The organism is Ruegeria sp. CH6, from assembly GCF_056537005.1.
The window spans coordinates 169,801-196,149 of the sequence record NZ_JBQFQS010000006.1 but is presented as its reverse complement, the minus strand read 5'-3'; the positions used below and the strand labels follow the sequence as shown (position 1 = coordinate 196,149).

Sequence of the window (26,349 nt, the reverse complement as noted above, 5' to 3'; positions counted from 1 at the left end):
ATTTCTCAGGAAACGAATATGGCACGTCCAAACATCCTATTCATTCAGGCGGACCAGCTTGCGGCGAACGCGTTGGCGGCCTATGGCAACAAGACCGTCAAAGCGCCCAACATTGACCGGCTTGCGGAAAATGGAGTGGTGTTTGAAAACTGCTATTGCAACCTGCCTATGTGCGGACCGTCCCGCGCGTCAATGCATGCAGGCAAGCTTCCGTTCTCGATTGGCATGTATGACAACGCCAGTGAATTCCACGCCGACATCCCGACATTCGCACACTACCTGCGTAGCATGGACTACCGGGTCGAGATGTCTGGCAAGATGCACTTTGTGGGCCCCGATCAGCTACACGGTTATGACAAACGTCACACGACCGAAATCTACCCGGCCAACTTTGCCTGGACCGTAGATTGGTCCAAGGGCCGCGAATACAAGCCCACCAACCTGACAATGGCCCCGATCCTGGAAAGTGGCCCCGCGATCCGTACCATGCAAATGGATTATGACGATGAGGTCGAATACCACGGCGTTCAGGCCCTGTATGATCTGGCCCGCAAAGGTGACGACCGCCCCTTTATGCTGACGGTGTCCTTCACGTCTCCGCACTCACCTTTCGTAATTGGGCAAGAGTACTGGGACCTCTACGATCATGATGAGATCGAATACCCTGCGGTCCCACCTCTGGAATTGAATGAGATGGATCATCTCAGCCGCAACCTGCACTACTGTCAGTCCCGGCACGAGTTCACGGTCACACCCGAAGACCGCCGCAAAGCCCGCCACGGCTATTACGGAATGATCTCGTATATAGACGAAAAAGTCGGTCGCCTTGTGGATGTTCTGGAAAAGACCGGCCAGATCGACAACACCATCGTCATACTGACCGCCGACCACGGCGAGATGATGGGTGAGCGCGGCATGTGGTTCAAACAACACTTCTTCGAGTGGGCCTCCAGCGTGCCCTTCATCGTATACGCGCCGGATCGTTTCAAACCGGCACGAGTGAAGGAGAATATCTCACTCATAGATCTTCTGCCGACACTCACGGACCTCGCAGCTGAGGGTTCATTCGAGGACTATGCTGCTCCTATCGACGGCCAGTCTCTGGTCCCTGCCCTGAACGGTGACACGTCTGGACTGTCAGATGTTGTGATCTCGGAATTCGCCGCAGACGGGTCCACCGGCCCCAGCCGCATGGTTAGAAAGGGTCCATGGAAACTGATGTGGCTCGAAGGGGTCGATACGCTTCTTTACAACGTTGAAGAAGATCCCAACGAAGTAACCAACCGCGCCGCCGATCCGGAATGTGCGGATATCAGAGCCGAACTTGAAGCGATCTTGTTTGATGGTTGGAATCCGGACGAACTGCGCGACACGATCCGTGCCAGCCAAGTCCGTCGCCTTGCCATACACAAGGTAACCGAAGGCGATCCCACCTACGTATATACCGTCCGCAAAGACGACGACGAACGCTATATCCGGAACGCTGGTGCTGCGGATACTAAAGCGCGCGCGCGCCTTCCCTATGTGGCTCCGGCCAAGCCTGACCGAGTATAAAAATGTCGTATGATTATATTATTGTTGGCGCAGGCTCTGCTGGCTGCGTCATCGCAAACAGATTGTCCGCCGACCCGAAAATCCGGGTTCTGCTTCTCGAGGCCGGGGGAAAGGACACAAATCCCTGGATTCACATTCCGGTCGGGTACTTCAAAACCCTGCATAATCCAAACACCGATTGGTGCTACAAGGCCGACCCCGATCCCGGTCTGAACGGGCGCGCACTGGATTGGCCGCGCGGAAAGACCCTTGGCGGATCGTCTTCGATCAACGGCTTGCTTTATGTGCGGGGCCAGAAAGAGGACTATGATCGCTGGGCGCAATTGGGGAACACCGGCTGGTCTTGGGATGATGTGTTGCCATTGTTCAAGCGATCAGAAATTCACGAAGATGCAGACCCCGATCTGCACGGTAAAGATGGCGAATTGGCGGTATCTCTGATCCGCGCCAAATCTCCTATATCCGAGGCTTTCATCGAAGCCGCCGTCGAAATGGGCGTGCCCCGGACCGACGATTATAACGGCGAGAAACAAGAGGGCGCAGGTTATTTTCACCAAACCGCGCGCAAAGGTTTCCGCTGCTCTTCGGCCAAGGCATTCCTAACGCCCATCAAAGGCAAGCGGAGAAACCTTGACGTTGTCACGCACGCACATACCACCAACCTCATCTTTGCCTCTGACGCACCGAAGCAGGTGACGGGAGTTTCCTACGACGTCAAAGGCGCCGCACAACAAGCGATGCTGAACCCGGGCGGTGAAGTCATCTTGTCTGCCGGCGCTATCGGGTCACCACAGCTGCTGGAGTTATCGGGCATCGGAAACCCCGATGTCCTGACGGCCGCTGGTGTAAACGTTCGTCACGCCCTGCCCGGCGTTGGCGAGCATCTTCAGGACCACCTGCAGATCCGCCTAGTCTATGAAGTCAACGTCCCCACTTTGAATGACGCGATCAACAATATCTTCCATCGCGCAGGGATCGGCATCGAATATGCCTTGCGTCGAACAGGGCCTATGAGCCTAGGCGCCAGCCAAGTCGCAATTTTTGCCAAATCGATGGAAGGACTGGCGACGCCAGACATTCAATTCCACTTTCAGCCGCTATCTGCTGACAAACCGGGGATCGAAATGCATCCGTTCTCCGGCTTCACCTCCTCGGTTTGCCAACTGAGACCTGAAAGCCGCGGCCACATCCATATCTCTTCGCCTAATGCGCATGCCTATCCCAAGATCGTGCCAAATTATCTTTCGACAATCGGAGATCAACTCTGCGCGATCCGGGCCGTGAAATTTGCCCGTGCAATGACGAGGACCAACGCCCTTTCACCCTTTATCGTGCGTGAACATGTGCCGTCAGGCAAAATCGAAACGGATGAAGAGCACCTCGAAGCCGCCCGCAACATGGCGCAGACGATCTATCATCCCACCTCGACCTGCAAGATGGGCACAGATGACCGCGCAGTCGTTGACCCGCGACTTCGGGTCCATGGCATCCGTGGACTGCGTGTGGCGGATGCCTCGATCATGCCAGACATCGTCAGCGGCAATACAAATGCACCATCGATCATGATCGGCGAGAAATGCAGCACTTTGGTTTTGGAGGACAGAAGAAAGGAGTAAGCTAATGTCGCTGACAGTTTTGAGTTAACGCGCTTGGACGGATAGCCAGAGCCATAAGAGACCAGTTTTTGTACATCTACATTTTGCACCGTGTTGCATTGGCAGGGCATCAAGCAGCAATGAGAAAGGGGAGGCTTTGCAAAACTTTGAGCACGGTGAGTGGGTTTAGCGATCACATCAGAGTCAGATAGCTAGGCCAGCGAGCCGTTTGAACGGCAGAGGCCGTAAGCGAATTCACCAATCTCATTCTCGCGTCCTATATCGTCACACCTGTCATCGACTTCGAACCAGACATTATTTTCAACTCCGTTGCAGATACCCGCGGATCCTGGCGCTCACTTTCGACCAAGATATTCACGGACACCCTCCGACGGAACGTTCTGGCTAGTTGTCGAGAAGTCTCGCGCTTCAGAGGGCGCAAATCCACCAAGCGCCCACGGAGCTGTCGGGCCGAAATGGGGATTGCCTGAATGGCAGGAAGATATTTGAGACTTTTGGATTCCTAGGTTAGCCGCGTTTGGGTAGCCGTTGGCGAACAAGTTCAGCCCACAAATTTGCGCCAATCGGAAGAAGCTCATCGTTGAAATCGTAATCCGCAGAATGCAAAGGGCGGCCATGAGACCCTTCTTTCCCGTTACCGATAAGCAGGAAACATCCCGGCACCGCCGCCGCGAAATTGGCAAAATCTTCTGAGAAAGTCATAGGGGGGCGATTGCCGTCAGTGTCAAGTTGAAGCGCTTCAGCGGCTGCAATAACGTGGTTTGCCGCGTCGACATTGTTAACAGCCTCGACGAACTCAGTACGAAATTCCACATTAACATCAACGTTGTGACTCAGCGCAATGCCAGCAGCAATCTGGCGCATACTGTCCTCAATCAAGCGCCGGTCCTCAGGCGAAGCTGCGCGAGCATCACCCTTCAATACCGTGCAGCCAGGCAGGACGTTGCGCTGACCATCCGTAATGAACTCGGTCACTGAAACCACCGCGCCGGACGAGGGTGGCAATCTCCTCGAAACGATGGTCTGCAACGCAAGAACGAGTTCAGAGGCAGGAGTTATGGTCTCCCGCCCGACATGTGGCATGGAAGCATGACCACCCTGCCCCTTGATTTCGATTTCAAACAAGTTTTCGCTAAACGTAATAACGCCTGCTCGTGTTGACACGTGCCCCACCGGTTCGCCGGGTAAATTATGTGCGCCATAAACCTCTTGGATTGGGAAGCGCTCCAATACACCTTCGTCGATCATCGCCTTGGCACCTAAACCATGCTCTTCATTGGGCTGGAACAGTAAGACAACCGTACCATCGAAATCCGGGTCTTTGACTAGTAACTCAGCCGCGCCAAGCAACATAGTTGTATGCCCGTCATGTCCGCATGCATGCATTATCCCTTCATTTCGGGAACGGTGAGGGAAGTCGTTGATTTCGGTAATGGGGAGCGCATCGAAGTCAGCCCTCAATCCGATGGCGCGATTGCCTTTGCCCGCTCGGAGGATGCCGACTATGCCCACACCTTCGTGCACTTCTATCCCGAGATCATGCAAGTGCTTGGTAATACGGGATTTTGTCCATTCCTCCTGGAACCCCAACTCTGGGTTAGCGTGAAATTCGTGACGTAAGGCACGAAGATTCTCTGAAAAATCACCCATTCATGCAGCTCCAATTCGATGAACTCGATATCTCCTAAGAGGATGAGGGTTTTTATTTCATCTCTAGGGAAAAATCCGCTGGAAATTGCGCTAGCTGACGCAATAATATTTCACATGATACAACTGGACGACTTTGACAGGGCAATCCTCCGCATCCTGCAAAAGGACAACCGCACGCCACAGCAGAAGATTGGCAATGCTGTAAATCTGTCTGCTCCATCGGTGCAGCGACGTATCAGGCGTATGGAAGCAGAAGGTGTGATCCGAACCAATACAGCGGTTGTCGACCCTGCATTGGTGGGTTTAGCGCTCACGATCTTTGTCGAGGTGGAGTTGGTTAGCGAGACACCTACTGAGATAGATGCCGCGAAGCTCGCATTCCGCGATGCCCCAGAGGTGCAGCAGTGTTTCTATGTGACTGGGGAAATCGATTTCATGCTCGTTGTGGTCGTAGAGTGCATGTCGGCGTATGAAGATTTCACGCGGCGCATGTTCTTCGCGAACGAGAATATCAAGAAATTCAGGACATATGTCGCCATGGATGCAATCAAAACCGGCAGCACCCTTAACATCTGAATGTCAGGACCTGGGCTCAGGACAAATGGACCTGCCTGAAGGTCACCGTGGCATGTGCAGCAAAAGCGAAGAACGCACTATGAGCGGCCTCCAAAACACTGAACTCAATCACGCTGACCCTTGCCTTGTACGAGAATACCAAAGACCGATTGTTACGTACGTGTTTTTACTCTGGCTAAAATTAATTTTGATCTTCATGCAAATCTCCTATTGAATGGTTCAAGCCGGATAAGAAGCAGGAGAGATCGGATGCAAGCTCCGACCGCACATACCAAGACCAAAGCCAAAGGGCGGCCTACCGAACTGGGTGCGGCGATCCGGCGGCGACGTAAGGCCATGGGGCAGACCCTTGATCAAGTTGCCAAGGCAACAGATCTGACGACCGGTTTTCTGTCGCAAGTGGAACGCGGACTAAGCTCACCTTCACTGACGTCTCTGATGGCTATAGCCGCAGCCCTGCAAACCAGCATCGAGCAGTTGCTGAGTGTACCCGAAGTGTTTTCGGAATATGTCGCCAAAGATGCCAGGCAGACATATTCTCTTGGTACCCGAGGCCGGTTCTACGAAAAGCTGGGCCCTGGATTTGCCGGTGCATTGTTCCACCCGCAGATCGTGCATCGCCCTCCGGGGCATGTGTCAGAAAAGATGTGTCATGGCGGCGAGGCGTTCTGTTACCTGCTGTCTGGGCAGTTGGAATATCACCTTGGGGACAAGGTGTTCATCCTGTCGCCAGGAGATGTGATTCACCATGACACCTCGGTACGCCATTATTCCGTCGTACTTGGCGAGGTCGAAGCGGTTGAGCTTTGGGTGACCACATCACCAATGACTGAGGCAGGCTGACCCCTCCAAATTCTGCTTCTCAGCCACCTCAAATCCGATGGGTAGTAAGATTTTTTAACTTATTACTAAAAAAAACTTTAGTTAAACTAAGAATCGCTTATTGTCCCTCCTCACAAAGCAAAGACTTTGCGGGAGGAGAAGATGATGAAGCTGAGAACGGTATTGGGAGTGACAGTTGCCGCAACACTGGCGATGCCAGTGTTTGCGCAGGAACGGGGCGGTACGCTCAATTTTGCACGATACGATGGATCGCGCCTGATCGATCCGATCTATGCGGATCGCAATCCGGACATTTGGATGGTGGGCAGTCTGTTCGACACACTGCTGCGCGGCAGCCCGGATGGAAATTCAGTAGAACCGGGACTGGCGGAAAGCCATTCGGTCTCTGATGACGGAAAGAGTGTCACGCTTACCTTGCGCGAAGGTATCAAATTCGCAGATGGTTCACCCATGACCGGGGAGGATGTTGTCTTCTCATTGGATCGCGCGCGTAACCCTGACCTCAGCCCATGGGCGGGATTGCTGGGATCTATCGGTGGTGTAACGGCGGATGGAAACACCATCACCATTGCACTGAATGATCCTGATCCTACGATCCTATCGATGTTGGCCACTTTCAACACCGCGATTGTTTCCAAAGCCGCGTTTGATGCCGCATCCGGCGAAACAGATCAGGACAAATCGGCAGCAATCTTTGCAGCGACGGCCGCTGGGATGGGTTCCGGCCCCTTCTATCTGTGCGGCTTCGAACAGGGCGCCTCAATGGATTTCTGTGCCAACGAACACTACTGGCGCATGGGGTCGGACGGCAAACCGCTGCCATATCTCGAAGGCGTGCATTTCGAAATTGTTCCGGATGATGCAACACGTATCCTGCGCCTGCAGGCGGGCGAGGTCGACGCTGCCGAATTTATCCCCTTTAGCCGTGTGGCCGAATTGGAAGCTGATCCGAATATCAGCATGCAGCTTTATCCTTCGACCCGCATAATCTACTCGCCGATCAACACGCGGGAAACACGCGCAGATGGATCGCCCAATCCGCTTGCCGATGCGCGTGTTCGGCAGGCTCTGAACTACGGGACCAACAAGGACGCTCTGATTGGCGTCGTTCTACATGGTGCCGGCCAGCCCATGAGTTCACCCCTGATGGCGAAAGCGACACAGTATGCAGCAGATCTGAGTCCGCTCTACACCTACGACATGGACAAGGCCAAGACGCTGATCAGCGAAGCTGGCGTTGAACCCGGGACACAAGTCACCCTGACCACGTTGGCCGGATCGGCGGATGATGCGACGATCTTCGCCGCGCTGCAACAGATGTGGGCGCCTTTGGGTATCGATCTGGTCGTCGAACAGGTGGACGGAGCAACCCGCGGGGCCAAGAACCGTTCTGGTGAATTCGACATCCACACATATGGCTGGGTCAATGACGTGAACGATCCAAGTCAGGTTGTCGGATGGCTGGGCTATACCCCCACCGCTAAGGCCGTGGGCACAGGCTGGGAGAACGCCGAGTTCAACACTTTGTTCGAAGAAGCCGCAAATGAGATGGACCCGGCCGCGCGTGAGGCCAAGTTTGCAAGGATGCAGGAGCTTTATGCCGAGGCTGCCCCGTTGCTGTTCATGTATGAAACACCCTTTGCAGTCGCGCTTGGAAATGCAGTCGAGGGCTATGTTCAGACGCCTCTGGGCAATAACATCTTCGATGAAGCTACAATCAGCCGTTAAGAGCTGACCTCTTGCCTCGCCGCCGGATGCGGCGGGGCCCTTTGCGGAGCGTAGACTTGTCCAGCCTGACTTACATTTTGAAACGGCTATTGCTGATGATCCCGACCTTCTTTCTGGTCATGGTCATCATCTTTTTACTCGTGCGTCTTCTGCCGGGCGACCCTGCCATCGCGATGGCCGGTGACCGGGCTTCGGACGCGGATATCGCGGCCATTCGGGAAAGGCTGGGTCTGACCGAGCCAATGCTGGTGCAGTTTTGGCTGTTTCTGAGCAACACGCTTCACGGCGATCTCGGCCGATCGATCCTCATGCGTACGGATGTGATTGACGTGATCGCGGATCGATTGCCGATCACCGTGTTTCTGACCCTCTATTCGGTCGTATTGTCGCTTCTGATCGCAGGACCGCTGGCATTTGTTGCCGCGCTCAATCGAGGGCGCTGGCCGGACGCTGTCATTCGCACCGTGTTCCAAATCGGACTCTCGATGCCAGTTTTCTATATCGGTCTGGTCTTGCTGACCTTTCTCGCAGCGCAGCTGCGCCTGTTTCCGGTTGGCGGATATGGCGACACGTTCGGAGAGCGTCTGTACCATCTGTTTCTGCCCTCGATCACAGTCGCGCTCTACACTTCAGCCATCATCATGCGGAACCTACGCAGCGCAATTATCGAAGTTTTGGATGCGGAATACGTTCAGTTCGCCCGTGCCAAAGGCCTGCCCACGCGTCTGATCCTCGGGCGACATGTTCTGCGAAACGCACTCATCTCAACAGTTACCTTGCTGGGCCTGTCTATTGGCAATCTGATGAGCGGTACGCTGGTGACTGAAACCGTATTTGCTGTTCCGGGCATGGGTCGACTGATGCTCGAGGCCATCTTTGCCCGCGATTATCCGTTGATTCAGGGGCTGACATTGACATTCGCAGTCCTCGTTTCGCTGGTTTTTCTTCTGACGGATCTTTTCCAGAGCCGCCTTGATCCAAGGATGCGCCTGCAATGAGCGATGCAACCTTCAATCCCGTGGCCCAAAACCCGTCCAAATGGCGTCAGGCTCTGCGTAAGCCAGGCTTTGTGGCTGGCCTGATGATCATCGGGTTTTCGATCATGCTTGCTGTTTTTCCCGGAGCATTCGCGCCCTATGACCCAAACGCGATCGACTACCTGGCAGTGCGGCAACCTCCATCATGGGCACATCCCTTTGGCACCGACCTGTTGGGGCGAGACAGCCTGTCACGCGTGATCTGGGCCTATCAGGTGAATATGCAGATGGCCGTGTTTGCCACCGTATTTGCCCTGCTGATCGGCGTCGTGATTGGGGCGCTGGTCGGCTACTATCGCGGCATTGCCGATCTCATCTTTGGCCGGGTTGTCGATGCGGTAATTACCTTTCCCTTTCTGGTGTTGGTAATCGCCGTTGTCGCCGTACTGGGCCCCGGTCTGATCAATATGTACATCGCCATCACAGTTGTTGGCTGGGTCTACTATGCCCGCCTAATGCGGGCCGAGGTGATTGCACAGATGGGCAATGATTATGCAGCTGCCGGGATCGTCATGGGATATTCCGACCGACGCATCATCTTTCGCCATTTGCTGCCCAATGCGATTACCCCGGTCATCGTTTATTGGATGACCGATATGGCACTGGCAATCCTGCTCGGGTCATCGCTGGGCTATCTGGGCTTGGGCGCGCAACCTCCTCAGGCGGAATGGGGCGTATTGATTGCCGAAGGGCGCAATTTCATCTCAACGGCATGGTGGTTGAGCCTGATGCCCGGCATCGCCATCGTACTGACAGGTCTTGGCTTTTCTTTGTTAGGTGATGGGCTCGCCGATCTGCTTAGGCCGCGGGGATAAGGGATGGGTATGTACGACAAGACGCCGATCCTCGAAGTCGAAGGACTGAACACCACCTTCTATCGCAACGGGCAGGCGCTACCTGCGGTTCGGGACGTAAACTTCTCTGTCGCGCGCGGCGAAGTTCTTGGACTGGTTGGTGAAAGTGGGTCAGGCAAAAGCGTCACCTTACGATCGATCATGGGGCTTGCGCGTCGCTATGGGGACGTCTCGGGGCAGGTGCGTTGGCAGGGGCGTGATCTGGTACCAATGCCGGATCGTGAATTGCGCCTCATACAGGGGCGGGAAATCGCGATGATTTTTCAAGAGCCCATGACCTCGCTTAATCCGCTACTGACCATTGGCCTGCAAATAGAAGAGAACTTGCTTGCGCATACAGACCTGCCTCGTGCGGCGCGGCGAGACCGGGCGATCGAGATGCTGGATTTGGTTGGTATCCCCTCAGCAGCACAACGGCTCAAAGACTATCCTCATCAGTTTTCCGGTGGGATGCGGCAACGAGTTATGATTGCCATAGCACTCGCCGCAAATCCGAAACTTCTGCTGGCGGACGAACCGACTACCGCTCTGGACGTGACCATTCAGGCGCAGATCCTCGACCTGATCCTGCGATTGGCTGAAGAAATGGAAATGGGGGTCGTTCTTGTCACCCATGATCTGGGCGTGGTGGCCCAGACCTGTGACAACGTATCGGTAATGTATGCCGGGCGTATTGTCGAACAGGGGCCAGTACGTGATGTGCTGCGTGAACCTCGCCATCCTTACACCGTTGGTCTGATGCGGTCGGTGCCTGAAAACTTGCCGCCTCGAACACCGCTTTATTCGATCCCGGGCGTTCCCCCCAGTCTGGACACATTGCCCTCGGGATGCGCTTTCGCACCTCGCTGTTCTGCCTGCGTTGAGGCTTGTGTGCAAGGCCGGCCTGATCTGTCGCGCGTTACTGACACGCGGCATGTGGCCTGCTTCAACCCGGTGATCAATACCAAAGGAAATGCTGCATGAGTGCTGTTTTACGAATACGTGACCTGCATCTGCATTTCCCTCTGGGGCGCAGTCTGATGGACTATGCAGCGGGCCGGCCGGGGCGCGTGGTCAAAGCGTTGAACGGTATCAGCCTGGATTTGATCAAGGGCGAAGCTTTGGGTGTTGTCGGTGAATCCGGCTGTGGGAAATCCACGCTGGCACGTTGCATCGTGCGGCTACATGCGCCCAGCGAGGGAACGATCGAGTTCGAAAGTCAGGATGTTTTTGGAGACGATAATCGCTCTGATCGCACCTACAACCGACGCGTCCAGATGATGTTTCAGGATCCGTATTCTTCGCTCAACCCACGCATGACAACAGGCCAGATATTGGCCGAAGCACTAAGCGTTCATAACATGCGCCCCGAGGCCGAGATTCCGGCCCGGGTAGTCGAGCTTCTGGATCTTGTGCGCCTTCCTCAGGATGCACAGCACAAGCTTCCGCATGAGTTTTCCGGCGGTCAGCGTCAGCGCATCGCAATCGCACGCGCGCTGGCAGTTGAGCCCGAAGTCCTGATTGCGGATGAACTGGTTTCTGCGCTGGATGTCTCGGTGCAGGCACAGGTTGTGAACTTGCTGCTGGAGTTGCAGCAAGAACTGGATCTGACGATCCTGTTCGTTGCCCACGATTTGAGGCTGGTTCGCCATGTCTCTAATCGGGTTGCCGTGATCTATTTGGGCCGGATCGTCGAGATCGGGGACAGCGAGACCCTGTTCTCAGCGCCAGCCCATCCTTATAGTCAGGCGCTTCTTTCTGCAGCACCCACCCTCAACCCCGATGATCGAGGCAAAGTGGCCCGTCTGGAGGGAGAGTTGCCTTCACCCCTGAACATGCCCTCAGGCTGCCCATTCCATGTCCGGTGCCACCACGCCACGGACGTCTGCAAACAATCGGTACCTGCGCTGTTGCCCTTTGAAGGTCGCGGCGAAGTTGCCTGTCATCATGTCGAAGAGATAAATGCCCATGCTTGATGCACCCGACCACAGAACCATTGTCTCAGCTTTGCGTGATGAATTGGCCAAACAGGGGTTGGATGCATTTATTCTGCCCAGATATGATGCGCATCAGGCAGAGTATGTCGCCCCACATGATGAGCGTCTGGCGCATGTCACGGGCTTCACCGGATCGGCGGGGATGGCGATTGTGACACCGGATACCGTCGCAATTTTTGTTGATGGTCGCTATGTGGTGCAAGCCGCAAACCAGTGCGCTGATCCGATCTTTTCCCATCATCATTTGCACAATGAGCCACCAGAAAACTGGTTGGCATCGGCTGCAAGTTCAGACTGGAAAATTGGCTATGACGCAATGCATTTGCCACCAGTTTGGTATGATCGGTTTTTCTCTGCGCTAACAGAAACCTGTGCCGAATTGGTTGCGACAAAAACCAACCCGGTCGATGTCGTCTGGCCTGATCAACCAGCCCCTCCGACGGGAAAGATCGAGCCATTTCCATTACAATTCGCGGGCAAGAGTGCAGCAGATAAAATTTCTGAGCTGGTCTCTGAAATGCGGGCTCAAGGCGCGGCGCTGCTGGTTGAAACCCAGCCCGACAATATTGCCTGGCTGCTCAATGTGCGGGGGTCCGATGTGGCCTTCAATCCGATACCACTTTCCTTCCTGTTGGTGGATGTATCCGGGCAGGTGTATTGGTTTGTGGCGGATCGTAAGGTGAACGCGGATATTACCGACCATTTGCCGGCGTACGTTCGCCTGCTACCCATGGAAGCACTCCTCCCGACGCTCTCTGATAAGGCCCGAGCTGGTCAGGGAGTTCTGTTCGATCCCGACTTTTCGCCTGAAGCTGTGCGGTCTGTGTTACGAGAGAAAGGTGCAAAAGAGCAGCCTCAACGCGGCCTCATAACGCTGACGAAGGCCGGGAAAAACCAAATAGAAGTCGAAGGCCTAAGAGCTTGTCATATAGCAGACGGGGTCGCCTGGACCGAGTTCTGCGCCTGGCTGGCACACGAGGTTCCGGCACGCGCCACGTCCGGTCATCCGGTGACTGAGCGGGAGGCAGAGCAAAAGATACTGTCGTTCCGGCGCCAGCAGCCGGGCTTTATCTACGAAAGCTTCAACACAATTTCTGCAGCTGCAGGCAATGCCGCCATGTGCCACTACGCGACAGGCCCGGACAATCAGGTGCCGATCTCGTCGGACGGCACATATCTGCTGGATTCAGGTGGGCAGTATGAGACGGGAACCACGGATGCAACGCGCAGTTTCGCTTTTGGGACACACAGGCCCGAGGGTTACGACCGTGCTTATACAGCTGTCTTCAAAGCATTTCATGCAATAGCGACCCTGCGATTCCCTGCCGGTACTCAGGGCCACCATATTGATGCAATCTGTCGGCGACCGCTGTGGGATCTGGGGCTGGACTACGACCACGGTACAGGTCACGGGATCGGCCATAGGCTATCGGTTCACGAACACCCTCAACGTATAGGAAAACCTCACAACCCCGTCGATCTGGCTCCGGGCATGATCCTGTCGATTGAGCCGGGATACTATGAGACAGACCGATTTGGCATTCGCATCGAAAACCTGTTTGAGATTGTCCAAGCAGAAGATGGTTTCATGGGGTTCTCTAACCTCACGTGGATACCAATCCAGACCGACATGCTGCTGCTCGACAAACTGAGCGATGCCGAACGGTCTTGGCTCAACAGCTATCATGCTGAGTTAGTGCAACGAATTGGCTCACATTTATCTGCCAAGGCCCTGTCTTGGGTTAGTTCCAACTGCGGCCAGATCATCTGACGGGATTAGTACCACAGAATTGGCCGCAGCTGGCCACGAGTTCGAATCTTCAGCGATACACTGTCAGCCGACAGTCGTTGGGCTGGTTCATCAACCAAGTGGGCACTTAGATGGTTAAGGCACTAATCGCCTTCACCACTTCCTTGGCCTGCCCCAAATCGATGGAGCCAAAGGTACCGGCGTCATTGTCCCAATAGCGGCCTGAGGCAGTGGCAAAATCATCATCCAAGGCGAGGCGGCAAAGGATATCAGCACCGATTTGCATATCATTCCCTGTGACCCCGAAACCCTCTTTCACCATCTTGGACGCCAGCAGTGAACCAGGATTGACTGCGATGAATGTGGGGCCTGTTGGGTGCGCCGCTGCCATCTCAGCAGACCAAAGAGCAATTGCGCGTTTGCTCTGTGCGTATACCCCCATGTCATCCAGATGTCTTTCGCCTGATAGGGCCGCGACATCGACAGAAGCTTGCGCGGCGGAAGACAGGTTGATGACACGAGCATCGCTTGGAAGAAGCGGAAGCAACGCAGTGGTCAGGACATGCGGTGCCAAGGTGTTGACGACAAAGCGAACGTCCTGCCTGTTTGGCAGGATCGGATTGGGTGTTTTGTAAACGCCTGCATTGTTGATCAGAACGTCGATCCTGTCGTGATTGGCCGCAATTGTCTTGGCCAACTCCCGAGTTGCTTCAAGAGACGCCAAGTCTGCTTCGTAGGCAGCGACTTCACCGCCAATGTCTTTGGCAGCAGCCTCCAGTTTGCTGGCATTGCGACCATGTAGAATGACCCGGTGACCTCTGGCGGCAAGGGCCTTTGCCGTCAGCAAGCCGATGCCATCGGTTGATCCGGTGATGAGAATGGTTTTGCTCATTGCATGTTTCCTTGAGTTGGAAATTCCGGAAGTACCTCGTCGGCGAGGCGCTTCATCGTGTTTTCAATATCAGCCTGATTAAACCGCAGGTTCAGGGCGACGTGGTTGATCCCGTGCTCACGCAACTCGCACAGATAGGATTTTAGGAAGGCAACCCCAGAACGGAACCCCAGATGTATGGGCCGGGGCTCTGCCTTGTCATCTGAGACAAGATCAACGTAGAGCGACTGCATTACCGGCTTGGCCTGCGCGCCTGCCTCCGCACCGCGCGCGCGATAATCCCGTACAATCTGCGCCTGTGATGCGATATCGCGCGGATAGGTCATCCAGCCGTCACCATGTGCAGCGACCCAATCAGGGGATTGTTGTGAACCACCTGTGATGAGGATGGGCATCCGTGCGCCTGTTGGTTTGGGCAACATATCCATCGAACCATTCAGGGAACCATGATCGCCGTTATAACTCGGATAGTCAGTGCCCAATGCACGGATATAGGCAAGGCTTTCGCGGAACCGTGCACCCCTGTTGGGGAAGCTCATGCCCAACGCGGGGTATTCTTCCGGTCGATCACCAGAGGCAACACCCAGCAAAAGTCGCCCTCCAGACAGTTGGTCGACAGATGCCGCAGCCTTGGCCACATGGGCAGGATGGCGCAGGGGCAGGATAATACTGGCAACCCCAAGAGCGATGTCACGGGTCACAGCCGACAAATGACCAAGATATACAAATGGGTCAAACGTCTGCCCCGCATCCCCAAAACTCGGTACATTGAACGGCACGTCCCGTAGCCACAGCGCGGCAAAGCCAAGCTCATCAGCCAGCTTCGCCCGTTCGAGATGTCGCGCCATATCGGGCACAGGGTCGGTGTGGTGCGCGTCCAACGGGACAACCAACCCAACGCTCAATGCACCCGGCTGGAATACAGTGTTGTAGGCGCGGTTCAACTTCGGGAACGTGGCAGGTTCGCCTGAGACAAACGTGGTTTGAAGGTCTGTCATTATTTCCCTCCGTAACGCACCAAGGTGCGGCTTTCTATGCTTTTACGCGGGGTAGTGATCTTTGGATCCTCCACCATGTCGAGCGCAGAATGGGCAACCGAGGGCTTGCCCCGATTGTCATAGATATTGAACACAGCTACTTCGTCGGGCGTCATGCGTGATTGGTAAATCCACTCGTGGTCCGGGTTCGCTACAAGCCCCATGATTTGCCCACGCCGATCCGGATAGATCAGATCAAGCAAAAGCCAGTCTTCCTCCGGCACACTTGAAGGCCGTACAAAGCCCAAAGGGGCTGAGTTGATCGGGTTTTCGATCGGGCGCCAGACATTGATGAAACCATAATGACCATCTGACCATTCCCTTGCTTTCTCTTGGCCAAGAATGTCGGTCAATCGTTGCTGCGCACCTTCGGGGCTATAGTCACTGTGGACATTACGCGCTGGTTTCCGGATGGCATTAGGATCATCCACACGGACGGTATGGTCGAAAACAATGACTTCTTTCGCGCCTATCTCGCGGGTCAGAAGATCCGTCAACTCCTGATCATAAACCGGCTGCCAAGCGCGGTCTTTGCCAAAGATGCTCACTTCAGAGCGAGAGTTGAAAAACCCAACACTATCCCCGGCGAAGTTCACACTGGCACCTGCACGGAAATCACGTAATTCAACTTCGGTCACAACCTGTTCGGGCGAGATCAGCTCTCCCACGACACCTCCGGCATCAATGTGGTAAGCTTGGCGCGCAGGTGCGTGAACGTGGTAGTTGACGGTCGCCTTTGGGATCATCTTTAGATTCCTCGAAAATTAGTGCCTGTGCAACACATCAGGTTAGTGCTGCATCTTCAGGTCAGGTCGTCCTTACCTTCGATCACAAAATGATAGCTTTCCGAGCCCTTGGTGCGAGCGTCGAGATGAGGCCTGTATTCCGGGTCATTCATAAAGCTCATGGCAGCTTCCTGAGACGGCCATTCTAGAATGATGCGTAACGCGGCAGCTTGCTCGCTGCCTTCTACTTGCTCGTGTGATGCCGTGCGTGCCAGATACCTGCCACCGTGCTTGGCAACCAACTTGTTCGCCGTTGGTAGATAGTCGGGAATCCAGTCCTCGCTGGACGGTGTGACTGCCAGTACAGAATAATAGACCATGGGGTGCCTCCTTGAGGTTCGTGTCGTTCGATGGAGATATGCCCTATTGCAAAACCAGAAAAAACTAAGGTTAATTTGAAAGCAGAATTCTGGTTTTGGATATAAAATGGAAACGGACACCCTTCGACTGTTTGTTCTTGCCGCCGACAAGCTGAACATCAGCGCAGCCGGCCGCGAGCTTGGTCTTGCACCCTCGGTGGCCAGCGCGTGGATGACAAAACTGGAGAAAAGCATCGGCGCTGACCTCCTCCACCGCTCCACTCGGAAAGTCGCCCTGTCGACCGAAGGGTTGGAGTTTCTGCCCTACGCCAGAGATATCATTGCGCGCGAAGACGCAGCCAGGGCGGCCCTTGGACAAGGTCGCGCAGAGGTATCAGGCACCCTGCGCTTCACCGCTCCCAGTACATTCGCGCAGCTCTATATCGCGCCCATCTTGCCGGATTTCATGGCGAAACAACCCAAGCTCCGCCTGGATATGCGTTTGTCGGATAAGCAATTTGATCTGATCGAAGGAAGTTTTGACCTGGCAATTCGTAATGCCGTCCTGGAAGACTCCACGCTACGTGGTCGCAAACTTGCAGACGACACCCGCGTTCTCTGTGCTTCGCCGGACTACCTGCAAAAACACGGCTATCCAGAGAGGCCTGAAGATCTTCGGCACCACCACCTTGTTGCATTCGGAAACGATGCACCGCAACGCATGGTCAGAGATGATGGCACATTTTCCGAGTTTGATCCAAACGCCAGAAGCTGCAAACTTATCATTGATGACGGACATAGCCACAAGGTCGCGACACTCTCGGGAGCTGGTATCGCACCACATTCTCTATGGAGCGTCCATAGTGAGCTTTCTTCCGGAAGCCTCGTTCGTGTACTTCCAGACTACACCTGTTTCGCAGATACTGCGCTTTGGCTAATCTATCCACAGACAAATGTTCTCTCGGCCAAAGTGCGCGTTTTCATGGACTTCTTACTCGAACGCATCGGTCGAAACCCACAATGGCTCAAGCCTAACCGTTGAATGGGCAATCCAGTCATGTGAACAAAGTCAGACCCATGAGCGAATGCGGATTGGGTATTGGCTCCCTTTCAGTTCATTTAGCTGACCCTTACGCAGCAAGAGGCGACCTGTTCCGCCTTCCGCCTTATGAGAACGAGCCAAGCGCAACTGTTTTTCTGATCACAAATCAAGCTGTCTCTCTGTCGGAAGCGGTACAAGTGCTGCTCGAAGAGATGCAACGGAACTCAGGTACATAAGGATGAGTTCCTAGTGTGCGAACGGTATTGCCCGAGTTCTCTACCGTGTACATCGCAGAGCCTATTAGTTCGACAAACGATCCGTTTCCAGAAACCACATGTTGGAGAATTCAAATCGGAAGGACAAGCCGAATGTGCCTACCCAGTACGCCTTCGCATCCATTCGCCTGGTAGACTTCAGATCAAAGCATCCGGCCCACCCAAAAGGCAGGCCGGACCGCTCACTAAACTAAAATTTCTTAGTCGTACAAAACGGCCGCGATCTTTGGGTCATCAATGTTCGAGGCGTCGTAATAATAAAAGCCCGTGTCGATCAGGCCTGGAACCTCTTCCCCGTTCAAAGCCGCAACCGCCGCCTTCACCGTCTCATAGCCGATGCCCACAGGGTTTTGCGTGATAGCGCCCGCCATTAAACCGCTCTTGATTGCGTCTTTCTGGGCCTTACCGCTGTCATAGCCGATGATGACCAGACCTTCGGTGCCCAGTTCCTGAACACCATTTACAACGCCGATAGCAGAACCTTCGTTGGTACCAAAGATACCGTTCAGATCTGGATTCGCCGTCAGGATCGCCTTGGTGACTTCGGTCGATTTCAGGTGGTCACCCTGGCCATACTGAACCGTGACAACTTCGATATCCGGGTACTTTTCTGCCATGCGATTGACGAAGCCATCGCGGCGATCAATACCAGTGCGGCTGGTCTGATCATGCGCGACAACAGCGACTTTGCCTTTGCCGCCAATTTTCTCTGCCATCTTGTCGGCAGCGAGCCCGGCTGCCGCCAAGTTATCCGTTGTCGCGGTTGAAAGCGGAATGTCACTGTCAACGCCGCTGTCGAAAGCAATGATCGGAATGCCCTTTTCGTTGGCCTGCTTCAAAAGCGGGATTGCGGCTTGGCTATCCAAAGCGGCAAACCCAATGGCTTTGGGGTTGTTGGCCAAAGCGGCAGCCAGCATATCGATCTGGCGGTCCACCATTGTTTCATTGTCCGGACCTTCGAATGTGATGGTGACATCAAACTCGTCAGCTGCTTGTTCCGCGCCAGACTTCACTGCCTGCCAGAACTGATGCTGGAAACCTTTGGATACCAGCGGGATGTAAATTTCTTCTGCCGCCGCCATCGAGGCGGGTCCTGCCAGGGTGACTGCACTCAGCGCCCCCAGAATGAAACGACGTGAAAACATGTTTTTCTCCTCCAGTTGGTCGTTTTGATTATTGATTTAGTTGCTTGGTCATCCCGATTTCTTGCGCCGTGCCATATCGGCATAGACAGCCAGGATGATGATTGCTCCGGTCACAACGGTCTGCCATTCCTGCGCGACGGACAGCACGCGCAACCCGTTGGTCAGCACAGCCATGATCAAGGCACCTATCAGCGTACCCAGGATCGTCCCGCGCCCACCGGACAACGACGTGCCACCGATCACCACGGCGGCGATCGCCTCCAGCTCATAGCCCAGCCCCAGTGCTGGTTGCGCGGAATTCAGGCGCGAAGCAATCAGGATACCTGCGATCCCACAAATCGCTCCGGCCAGCGCATAAATGCGCATCTTCCACATGTCGGTGTTAACACCGGACAGGCGCACCGCTTCTTCGTTTGACCCAAGTGCAAAGGTATAACGACCCAGCACCGTGCGCCCCAGAATGTAAGATGCTGCGATAGCCACAAGGAACAGGATCAGCACACCATTGGGGATGGGCAGAGGCGGAAAAACCTCGCCGATCAGTGACCCGCGCGAAATTTGGTCAAAGCCCGGCGTGTCGTTGAAATAGATCGGCCTTGTGCCCGAGATCACCAGCGACATACCCTTGAGGATTAGCATCATGCCCAAAGTCGCAATGAAGGGCGGGATCTTCATCTTGGCCACAAACGTACCCGAGCACAGACCGCAAAGCGCCCCCGCCGCGATGGCCGCTGCGACACCCAACAGCAAGGGCATCCCCAGATAGGTCAGTACAACGCCCGCGATCACCGCACAGAAGGTCATCAATGTGCCCAGCGATAGGTCGATCCCGCCGGTGATGATGATCAGCGTCGCAGCCACCGCCAGCACCCCGTTGACCGAGGTCGCCTGCAAAATCGCGATCATGTTCGAGGTCTGCATGAAATTCGGCGACGCGATCGAGAAGCCGATCAGCAGGGCGATCAAACTCGCGAACGCCAGCAGTTTTTGGTAGGCACCGCTTTCCGACAGACCCGCGAGGGGTTTCTTCTTGTCGATATCCGTAGCTGTGGTCATTGGACTGTCCCTGTTACCTGCATCGCCGCCGCGCGCTGCGTGGCCAGATGCATGATGTCTTCTTGAGTGGTGTCTTTTCCGCCGGGTAGAATGCCGGTCAGTCGGCCTTCGCACATCACGGCGATGCGATGGCTGAGGCGCATGATTTCGGGCAGTTCCGATGAGATCACGATGATCGTCTTGCCTTGCCCCGCCAGGTCTTCCAGTAGTCTGTAGATCTCGGATTTAGCGCCGACGTCGATACCCCGCGTGGGTTCGTCAAAAATCAGGATATCGCAGTCGCGGAGCAGCCATTTGGCGATGACCACCTTCTGCTGATTACCGCCTGACAGCAGTCGTACCTCCTGAACGTCAGATGGCGTTCTAATGCCCAACTGCTTAATGTAGCTTTTGGCGGTGTCGCTGATTTCACTATCGTGCAGAACCCCGCCTGCGCCGGTGAATAGGTCCATCGAGGCAAGCGCGATGTTGTCGCGTACATTCATACCAGTGGCGAGACCGAAATGCTTTCGGTCCTCGGACAGGTATCCAATCCCCGCTTTGACGGCGTCAGTTGGTGATTTGATCGACACCACCTGCCCATGTACCCGGATTTCGCCGCTATCCTTGGGATCGGCCCCGAAGATAGCCCGTGCAACCTCGGTACGACCTGCGCCCATCAGACCAGCAAAGCCCAGAATTTCGCCCTTTTTGACCGAAAAGGTGACGTCTTGAATTTCTTTGTCCCGGTTCAGTCCGGTGACTTGCAGAGACAACTCAGCGTCGCCCAGATCAGGTACGTCCAGCGGCTCTTCATTGACCTCACGTCCAACCATCATAGCGATGATCTGGCTGATCGGGGTTTCGGCGGCCCCTACCGTTCCGACATATTCCCCATCGCGCATGACCGTCACACGATCTGAAATCTGTTTCAACTCGTCCATCTTGTGGCTGATGTAAACGATGCCCACGCCCTCGGCCTTGAGGCGGCGGATGATCACAAACAGCTCCGCAATCTCGGCGTCATTCAAGGCCGCCGTGGGCTCGTCCATGATCAGCACTTTGGATCTGAACGACAGTGCCTTGGCGATCTCGACCATTTGCTGTTTTGCGATGGTCAGGCTGCCAACCAACGCCTTGGGATCAAGGCTGAGGTTCATCGAAGCAAAGATTTCGGCGGTCTGCGTATTCAGCGCCGCCTCATCCAAACGACCAAAGCTCTTACGCGGCTCGCGCCCGATAAAAATGTTCTGGGCGACGGTCAGGTCGTTCATCAGGCTCAGTTCCTGATGAATGATCCCAATGCCCAGATCCTGTGCCGCACGCGGAGTTGTCGGGCTAACCTCACGCCCTTCGATCTTCAGCGTTCCGCCATCGCGCTGATAGATACCCGACAGGATCTTCATCAGCGTGCTTTTTCCGGCCCCGTTCTCACCCATCAGTGCGTGAACTTCGCCCGATTCAAGATCGAACTGCACGGATTTCAGTGCGTGCACGCCGGGGAAGAATTTATCAATCCCCGTCATTTCGACCAGTTTAGTCATGCTTCCTCCCATGTGCCCTTCTCCCTTGGGCCAAACGCGGATTACATCACCGCGCCGATTTGCCAGGGAACGAATTCAACGCCCCCAAAGCCAAGTTCCTCGCTTTTTGTTTTGTTGCCCGAGGCGACGCGGATCAGCATCTCGAACAGTTCTTCGCCCTTAGTCTCGATGCTGATTCCATCGGTGACGATGTCGCCGCAATTCAGGTCCATGTCGTCAGCCATGCGTGCGTACATTTCGGAATTGGTGGCCAGCTTGATACAGGGCGTCGGCTGGTACCCCGACACTGATCCTCGCCCGGTGGTGAACACGATCAGGTTCGCGCCCGAGGCCACTTGTCCGGTCACCGAACATGGATCAAACCCGGGACTGTCCATGAAGACAAAACCTTGCTTGTCGATCATCTCACCGAACTTGTAGACATCTCGTAGCGGCGCGGTGCCTCCTTTAGCGACAGCGCCCAGCGATTTTTCGAGAATTGTCGTAAGCCCGCCGCGCTTGTTGCCGGGGCTGGGATTGTTATCCATCTCACCGCCGTTGCGGGAAGTGTAATCTTCCCACCAGTGGATGCGGTCGATTAGCTTTTCACCGACCTCTACCGTCTCGGCGCGCCGGGTCAGCAGGTGTTCCGCCCCGTAGATTTCCGAGGTCTCCGATAAGATCGTCGTGCCGCCGTGGCGCACCAACAGATCCGAGGCATATCCCAATGCCGGGTTCGCGGTGATCCCTGAATACCCGTCTGATCCCCCACATTGCATGCCGACCGTAATGGCACTGATCGGAGCCGGGGCGCGTTCTGCTTGATTGGCCAGTTCCGCGATGCCGCGCAGTTCTTCCAGCCCCCGTTCAATGGTACGCCGGGTTCCGCCCTCGCTCTGAATGGTCATATAGCGAAGCGCCCCGTCAGCGCGGATTGGACGCCCACCGACAAGATCGGCCACTTGCATGACCTCACAACCCAGACCGATCAGCAGGATACCCCCGAAATTCGGATGCTGCGCATAACCGGCCAGCGTCCGGAACAAGGTGGCATAGCCTTCATCCTTGCCGGACATTCCACAGCCGGTCCCGTGCACGATTGGAACTACACCGTCGACATTAGGAAAACTGTCCAGAAACCCAGACCTTTCAGAAGCTTCGGCAATGAAACGTGCGACAGAGCCCGAGCAGTTCACTGTAGTCAAAATGCCGATGTAATTGCGTGTGCCCACTCTGCCGTCGGTTCGATGGTAACCGTCGAACGTCCGACCTTCGCTCAAAGCAGACAGCGGCGTGTTTGCGCTTGCATGCGCATAGTCCTGCTGGTGCGCCCCCATACCAAGATTGTGCACATGGATATGTTCACCCGGCGCGATGTCGCACTTGGCCTGCCCGATGATCTGGCCATAACGGATAATATTCGCGCCAGCCTGAATTGGAGCCACAGCAATCTTGTGACCTCGGGGGACTGACGAGATTACCGGCAGTGGAACAGAAGTGGGCTGCTCACCCGCCTCCAAGTCCCGCAGAGCTATGACGATATTGTCTTGTGGATTGAGCTTCACGACATCGCGCGCCGCCTCCTCCAATACACTTATGCCGCTATGTGCTTGCATGTCTTCCCCGCTTGCATGGCCAATGTTGCTAAGCTCAAAATCGTTACTTGTCAACTAACATGTTAGAATGCTAAATTGCTAAGCATGAACAAACAACAAGACATAGACGCCGCTTTGCTGCCTGAGATCACGGCAACCGAAGGGTCGCTGACTCAACGGGTCCACCACTCACTGAAGCGGGCGATTCTGTCGCTGGATTTTCCACCCGGCGCAAATCTGCGAAAGGCGCCTGTGTGTGAGCGACTGGGCGTTTCGCGCGCCCCTGTTGCCGATGCGATTGCACGACTGGCCTCGGAAGGGTTGGTGGATGTGGTGCCGCAATCTGGAACCCGCGTGTCCTACTTTTCGATGGCCGAAATCCGCGAAGGTGTTTTCCTGCGCGAGGCACTTGAGCTCGCAACCGTCGCCAAGGCTGCACGCGATCTGACCGACGATCAGCGCAAACGGTTAAGCCGCAATATGCGCCTGCAGGAACTGTTGATCGAAGATGAGGACATCCCCGGCTTTTATCAGGCCGATGAAGAGTTCCATGCTCTGCTGATGGAATTCACCGGCTTCCGACGCCTCGCGGACGTGGCACAGACCGTTTCCCTGCAGGTCAGCCGCGCCCGTATGCTGCTGTTGCCTACGCCGGGCCGGATCGCCGAAACACTGGCCGAACATCGGGCAATTTTCGAGGCGATCAGCAACCGCGATGAACAGGCTGCGCAGGACGCCATGCGCATTCACCTTGGGCAGTTGATGCCGCGTATCGAGCAACTGGAGCGGCAAAAGCCCCATTTGTTCAACCTCACGCAACAGCCGGATAGCGAGGCAGGATGACCGTTTCTCAGACAGAGCCATTGAACAATCGTACTGCGCGGCCTGTTCCACTGACCCGAATGGGTTTTGGCGGAGCGCCGTTGGGAAACCTTTACCGCAAAGTAACCGATGTTGACGCACAAGCGGCGTTGCAGGCGGCATATGACGCTGGCATCCGCTTTTTCGACACTGCGCCGCAATACGGGCTTGGCCGATCCGAAAACCGGTTTGGCGAAGCGATTGCCCGGTTCGGTCGAGAGAACATCCAGCTTTCGACCAAGATCGGTCGCCTTCTGTTGGATTGCGAACCACATGAGGTGACACCCGAAGCCTTCGTCGACGTGCCCCAAAAGAGGATCGTGTTTGACTATACCTATGACGGGGTAATGCGGTCTTACGAGGCCAGCCGCGACAGGATCGGTGTCGCCAATTCTGATATTCTATTGGTCCATGATGTCTGTGTCTTCAGCCAAGGCAGTCAGGAATTGTCGGACGCCAAGGTGCGCGAATTGTTTGATGGCGGGGGATACAAAGCGCTGACCGAACTGCGCGATGCGGGTGAGATCGCCGCAATCGGCGCAGGCGTAAACGAATGGCAGGTTTGCGAAAAGCTTCTTGGGCTTGGTGACTTTGACGGGTTCCTATTGGCCGGGCGGTATACACTTTTGGAACAGGAAGCCCTCGACAGTTTCCTTCCGCTTTGCGAGCAGCGCGATGTCGGGATCATCCTGGGCGGGCCGTATAACTCGGGCATTCTCGCAACTGGGGCAGTGCCCGGTGCCAAGTACAATTACGCGGACGCGCCCGAGGACATTCTGGATAGGATCCGCAAGATCGAAATCGTTTGCGCAGCCCACGGAACTCCGCTGATCGCTGCAGCGCTGCAATTTGTTCTGGGTCATCCTTGTGTGAAAACAGTGGTACCCGGAGCCGTCAACGCATCCGAGGTGCAGTCCAATGTTGCGCTGATGGAGCGCGACATACCTCCGAGTCTTTGGTCGGATCTGAAATCCGAGGGCCTGATCCGCCCGGACGCACCTATACCAAGTGAGGCTGCAGATGCTGCGTAACATCAACCCGATACTTTCGCCGGATCTTCTCTATACCCTGAGGGCCATGGGCCACGGGGATGAGATCGTTATCGCAGATGCGAATTTCCCGGGGTCTAGCAGTGGGCCGGAATGCATCCGGGCGGATGGGTCTTCGGCCAGCGAAATATTGCAGGCCGTGTTGTCCGTGATGCCCTTGGACACGTTCGTTCCTGATCCGGCTTTGACCATGCAGGTTGTCGGAGACCCGGACGCAATTCCTGACGCTGTGGCGGACTTTCAGCGCATCATCGACGCGACCGCGGACACTCCAGCAAAGATTCAAGGGATGGAACGGTTTGCTTTCTACGAGCGTGCCACCAACGCTTTTGCCATCGTCCAGACAGGCGAGCGCAGACTCTATGGCAACATCATTCTGAAAAAAGGTGTGATCGGATGATGATCGATGCGCATCAGCATTTCTGGGCTCTGGCGCGCGGCGACTATGGTTGGCTGACGCCCGATCTGGGCGCGATCTACAGGGATTTTACTCCAGACGATATAGTGCCTCTGCTCTGTGCTGCTGAGATTGATGGCACAGTCCTTGTGCAGGCGGCACCGACTTCGGCCGAGACTGAATACATGCTCTCTCTGGCGGATCAAAACGCGTTCATCAAAGGTGTTGTGGGTTGGGTTGACTTTGAAGCCGGTGATGCGCCGGCACAGATCGCCGCTTTGGCCACACACCCAGCACTGGTCGGCCTTCGCCCGATGATACAGGACATCGCTGACCCTCTGTGGATGCTGGGCGGTACGCTGACACCGGCTTTCGAAGCAATTCAGCGACATGACCTGACATTCGATGCCCTGACCTTGCCCCAGCACCTGGGCCCGCTTAGGCAACTTCTTGAACGCCGGCCCGATATGCGCGTGATCATCGACCATGGGTCGAAGCCACTGATCAAAGACGCGATCTTGGGTGATTGGTTCGAGAACATGGCAGCGTTAGCCCGAGAAACCTGCGCCTGGTGCAAACTGTCGGGCCTGGTAACCGAGGCTGCCGCAGATTGGACGACCGAAGACCTGCGTCCGTACGTAGATCATTTACTGAACACCTTCGGTCCGTCGCGCCTGATCTGGGGCAGTGACTGGCCAGTTTGCACCTTGGCCTGCAGTTACCAGCGCTGGCTTGAAACCACCGATATGCTGCTAAGCCAACTGAGCATCGCAGAACGCCAAGCAATAATGGGTGGGAATGCCGCCCGGGCCTATAACCTCAGGGACTGA

24 protein-coding genes are annotated in these 26,349 nt (G+C 55.4%); 15 read left to right on the top strand and 9 right to left on the bottom strand.

The features are described from left to right. Positions 1–18: 18 nt before the first annotated feature. Positions 19–1,554: a choline-sulfatase gene (betC, locus tag ACR0CW_RS14665; RefSeq protein WP_155149221.1), complete on the top strand. Its 1,536-nt coding sequence runs from the start codon at positions 19–21 to the stop codon at positions 1,552–1,554. A 2-nt stretch (positions 1,555–1,556) separates the two neighbouring features. After that, complete coding sequence (locus tag ACR0CW_RS14660; RefSeq protein ID WP_480788360.1) at positions 1,557–3,170, top strand: GMC family oxidoreductase; 1,614 nt, start codon at positions 1,557–1,559, stop codon at positions 3,168–3,170. 507 nt (positions 3,171–3,677) lie between these two features. On the opposite strand, the gene ACR0CW_RS14655 is transcribed toward ACR0CW_RS14660, so the two are convergent. Continuing rightward, a complete protein-coding gene (locus ACR0CW_RS14655) occupies positions 3,678–4,820 on the bottom strand; it encodes an amidohydrolase (protein WP_480788359.1) in 1,143 nt (380 codons plus the stop codon). Positions 4,821–4,934: 114 nt separating this feature from the next. Between ACR0CW_RS14655 and ACR0CW_RS14650 the strand changes: the two genes are divergently transcribed. From ACR0CW_RS14650 to ACR0CW_RS14615, 8 genes are all read left to right on the top strand, one after another. Beyond that, positions 4,935–5,396 (top strand): Lrp/AsnC family transcriptional regulator, encoded by a 462-nt coding sequence (locus tag ACR0CW_RS14650; RefSeq protein ID WP_480788358.1) that lies wholly within the window; start codon positions 4,935–4,937, stop codon positions 5,394–5,396. Positions 5,397–5,645: 249 nt separating this feature from the next. Further along, entirely contained in the window at positions 5,646–6,239 is a 594-nt protein-coding gene (locus tag ACR0CW_RS14645; protein WP_155149228.1) for a helix-turn-helix domain-containing protein, read from the top strand. Positions 6,240–6,383: 144 nt separating this feature from the next. After that, positions 6,384–7,967, top strand: a complete 1,584-nt coding sequence (locus ACR0CW_RS14640; RefSeq protein ID WP_480788357.1) for an ABC transporter substrate-binding protein — start codon at positions 6,384–6,386, stop codon at positions 7,965–7,967. Positions 7,968–8,023: 56 nt separating this feature from the next. Beyond that, positions 8,024–8,965, top strand: coding sequence for an ABC transporter permease (locus ACR0CW_RS14635; protein WP_155149231.1), 942 nt, complete (start codon positions 8,024–8,026; stop codon positions 8,963–8,965). Continuing rightward, complete coding sequence (locus tag ACR0CW_RS14630) at positions 8,962–9,819, top strand: ABC transporter permease (RefSeq protein ID WP_480788356.1); 858 nt, start codon at positions 8,962–8,964, stop codon at positions 9,817–9,819. The genes ACR0CW_RS14635 and ACR0CW_RS14630 overlap by 4 nt, the downstream gene beginning before the upstream one ends. A 3-nt stretch (positions 9,820–9,822) precedes the next feature. After that, positions 9,823–10,821, top strand: a complete 999-nt coding sequence (locus ACR0CW_RS14625; protein WP_480788355.1) for an ABC transporter ATP-binding protein — start codon at positions 9,823–9,825, stop codon at positions 10,819–10,821. Next, positions 10,818–11,813 carry an ABC transporter ATP-binding protein gene (locus ACR0CW_RS14620; RefSeq protein WP_480788354.1) on the top strand — a complete coding sequence of 332 codons (996 nt, stop codon included), beginning with the start codon at positions 10,818–10,820 and terminating at the stop codon, positions 11,811–11,813. The genes ACR0CW_RS14625 and ACR0CW_RS14620 overlap by 4 nt, the downstream gene beginning before the upstream one ends. Further along, a complete protein-coding gene (locus ACR0CW_RS14615) occupies positions 11,806–13,605 on the top strand; it encodes an aminopeptidase P family protein (RefSeq protein WP_480788353.1) in 1,800 nt (599 codons plus the stop codon). The genes ACR0CW_RS14620 and ACR0CW_RS14615 overlap by 8 nt, the downstream gene beginning before the upstream one ends. A 106-nt stretch (positions 13,606–13,711) precedes the next feature. Here the strand turns inward: ACR0CW_RS14615 and ACR0CW_RS14610 are convergent, their stop codons facing one another. From ACR0CW_RS14610 to ACR0CW_RS14595, 4 genes are read right to left on the bottom strand one after another with little or no spacing between them, the layout of a single operon-like run. Continuing rightward, positions 13,712–14,476, bottom strand: coding sequence for an SDR family NAD(P)-dependent oxidoreductase (locus ACR0CW_RS14610; RefSeq protein WP_480788352.1), 765 nt, complete (start codon positions 14,474–14,476; stop codon positions 13,712–13,714). After that, on the bottom strand, positions 14,473–15,474 hold the full coding sequence (locus tag ACR0CW_RS14605; RefSeq protein ID WP_480788351.1) for an LLM class oxidoreductase: 1,002 nt from the start codon (positions 15,472–15,474) through the stop codon (positions 14,473–14,475). Before ACR0CW_RS14605 ends, ACR0CW_RS14610 begins: the two co-directional genes overlap by 4 nt. Beyond that, the gene (locus tag ACR0CW_RS14600; protein WP_480788350.1) at positions 15,474–16,259 is read right to left on the bottom strand and encodes a CmcJ/NvfI family oxidoreductase; all 786 of its coding nucleotides are present in this window, start codon (positions 16,257–16,259) and stop codon (positions 15,474–15,476) included. Before ACR0CW_RS14600 ends, ACR0CW_RS14605 begins: the two co-directional genes overlap by 1 nt. Before the next feature lie 56 nt (positions 16,260–16,315). Further along, complete coding sequence (locus ACR0CW_RS14595; RefSeq protein WP_480788349.1) at positions 16,316–16,618, bottom strand: DUF1330 domain-containing protein; 303 nt, start codon at positions 16,616–16,618, stop codon at positions 16,316–16,318. A 106-nt stretch (positions 16,619–16,724) separates the two neighbouring features. On the opposite strand from ACR0CW_RS14595, the gene ACR0CW_RS14590 reads away from it, so the two are divergent. Then, positions 16,725–17,639 (top strand): LysR family transcriptional regulator, encoded by a 915-nt coding sequence (locus tag ACR0CW_RS14590; RefSeq protein WP_480788348.1) that lies wholly within the window; start codon positions 16,725–16,727, stop codon positions 17,637–17,639. A 475-nt stretch (positions 17,640–18,114) separates the two neighbouring features. Here the strand turns inward: ACR0CW_RS14590 and ACR0CW_RS14585 are convergent, their stop codons facing one another. From ACR0CW_RS14585 to ACR0CW_RS14570, 4 genes are read right to left on the bottom strand one after another with little or no spacing between them, the layout of a single operon-like run. After that, positions 18,115–19,059 (bottom strand): ABC transporter substrate-binding protein, encoded by a 945-nt coding sequence (locus tag ACR0CW_RS14585; protein ID WP_155149249.1) that lies wholly within the window; start codon positions 19,057–19,059, stop codon positions 18,115–18,117. 48 nt (positions 19,060–19,107) lie between these two features. Next, a complete protein-coding gene (locus tag ACR0CW_RS14580; RefSeq protein ID WP_480788347.1) occupies positions 19,108–20,115 on the bottom strand; it encodes an ABC transporter permease in 1,008 nt (335 codons plus the stop codon). Beyond that, a complete protein-coding gene (locus ACR0CW_RS14575) occupies positions 20,112–21,638 on the bottom strand; it encodes a sugar ABC transporter ATP-binding protein (RefSeq protein ID WP_480788346.1) in 1,527 nt (508 codons plus the stop codon). Before ACR0CW_RS14575 ends, ACR0CW_RS14580 begins: the two co-directional genes overlap by 4 nt. Positions 21,639–21,679: 41 nt before the next feature. Further along, positions 21,680–23,233: a UxaA family hydrolase gene (locus tag ACR0CW_RS14570; RefSeq protein ID WP_480788345.1), complete on the bottom strand. Its 1,554-nt coding sequence runs from the start codon at positions 23,231–23,233 to the stop codon at positions 21,680–21,682. An 84-nt stretch (positions 23,234–23,317) separates the two neighbouring features. On the opposite strand from ACR0CW_RS14570, the gene ACR0CW_RS14565 reads away from it, so the two are divergent. From ACR0CW_RS14565 to ACR0CW_RS14550, 4 genes are read left to right on the top strand one after another with little or no spacing between them, the layout of a single operon-like run. Continuing rightward, positions 23,318–24,055, top strand: a complete 738-nt coding sequence (locus tag ACR0CW_RS14565; RefSeq protein ID WP_480788344.1) for a GntR family transcriptional regulator — start codon at positions 23,318–23,320, stop codon at positions 24,053–24,055. Further along, the gene (locus tag ACR0CW_RS14560) at positions 24,052–25,104 is read left to right on the top strand and encodes an aldo/keto reductase (protein WP_480788343.1); all 1,053 of its coding nucleotides are present in this window, start codon (positions 24,052–24,054) and stop codon (positions 25,102–25,104) included. The genes ACR0CW_RS14565 and ACR0CW_RS14560 overlap by 4 nt, the downstream gene beginning before the upstream one ends. Beyond that, a complete protein-coding gene (locus tag ACR0CW_RS14555; RefSeq protein ID WP_155149259.1) occupies positions 25,094–25,522 on the top strand; it encodes an RbsD/FucU family protein in 429 nt (142 codons plus the stop codon). Before ACR0CW_RS14560 ends, ACR0CW_RS14555 begins: the two co-directional genes overlap by 11 nt. Continuing rightward, a complete protein-coding gene (locus tag ACR0CW_RS14550) occupies positions 25,522–26,349 on the top strand; it encodes an amidohydrolase family protein (protein ID WP_480788342.1) in 828 nt (275 codons plus the stop codon). Before ACR0CW_RS14555 ends, ACR0CW_RS14550 begins: the two co-directional genes overlap by 1 nt.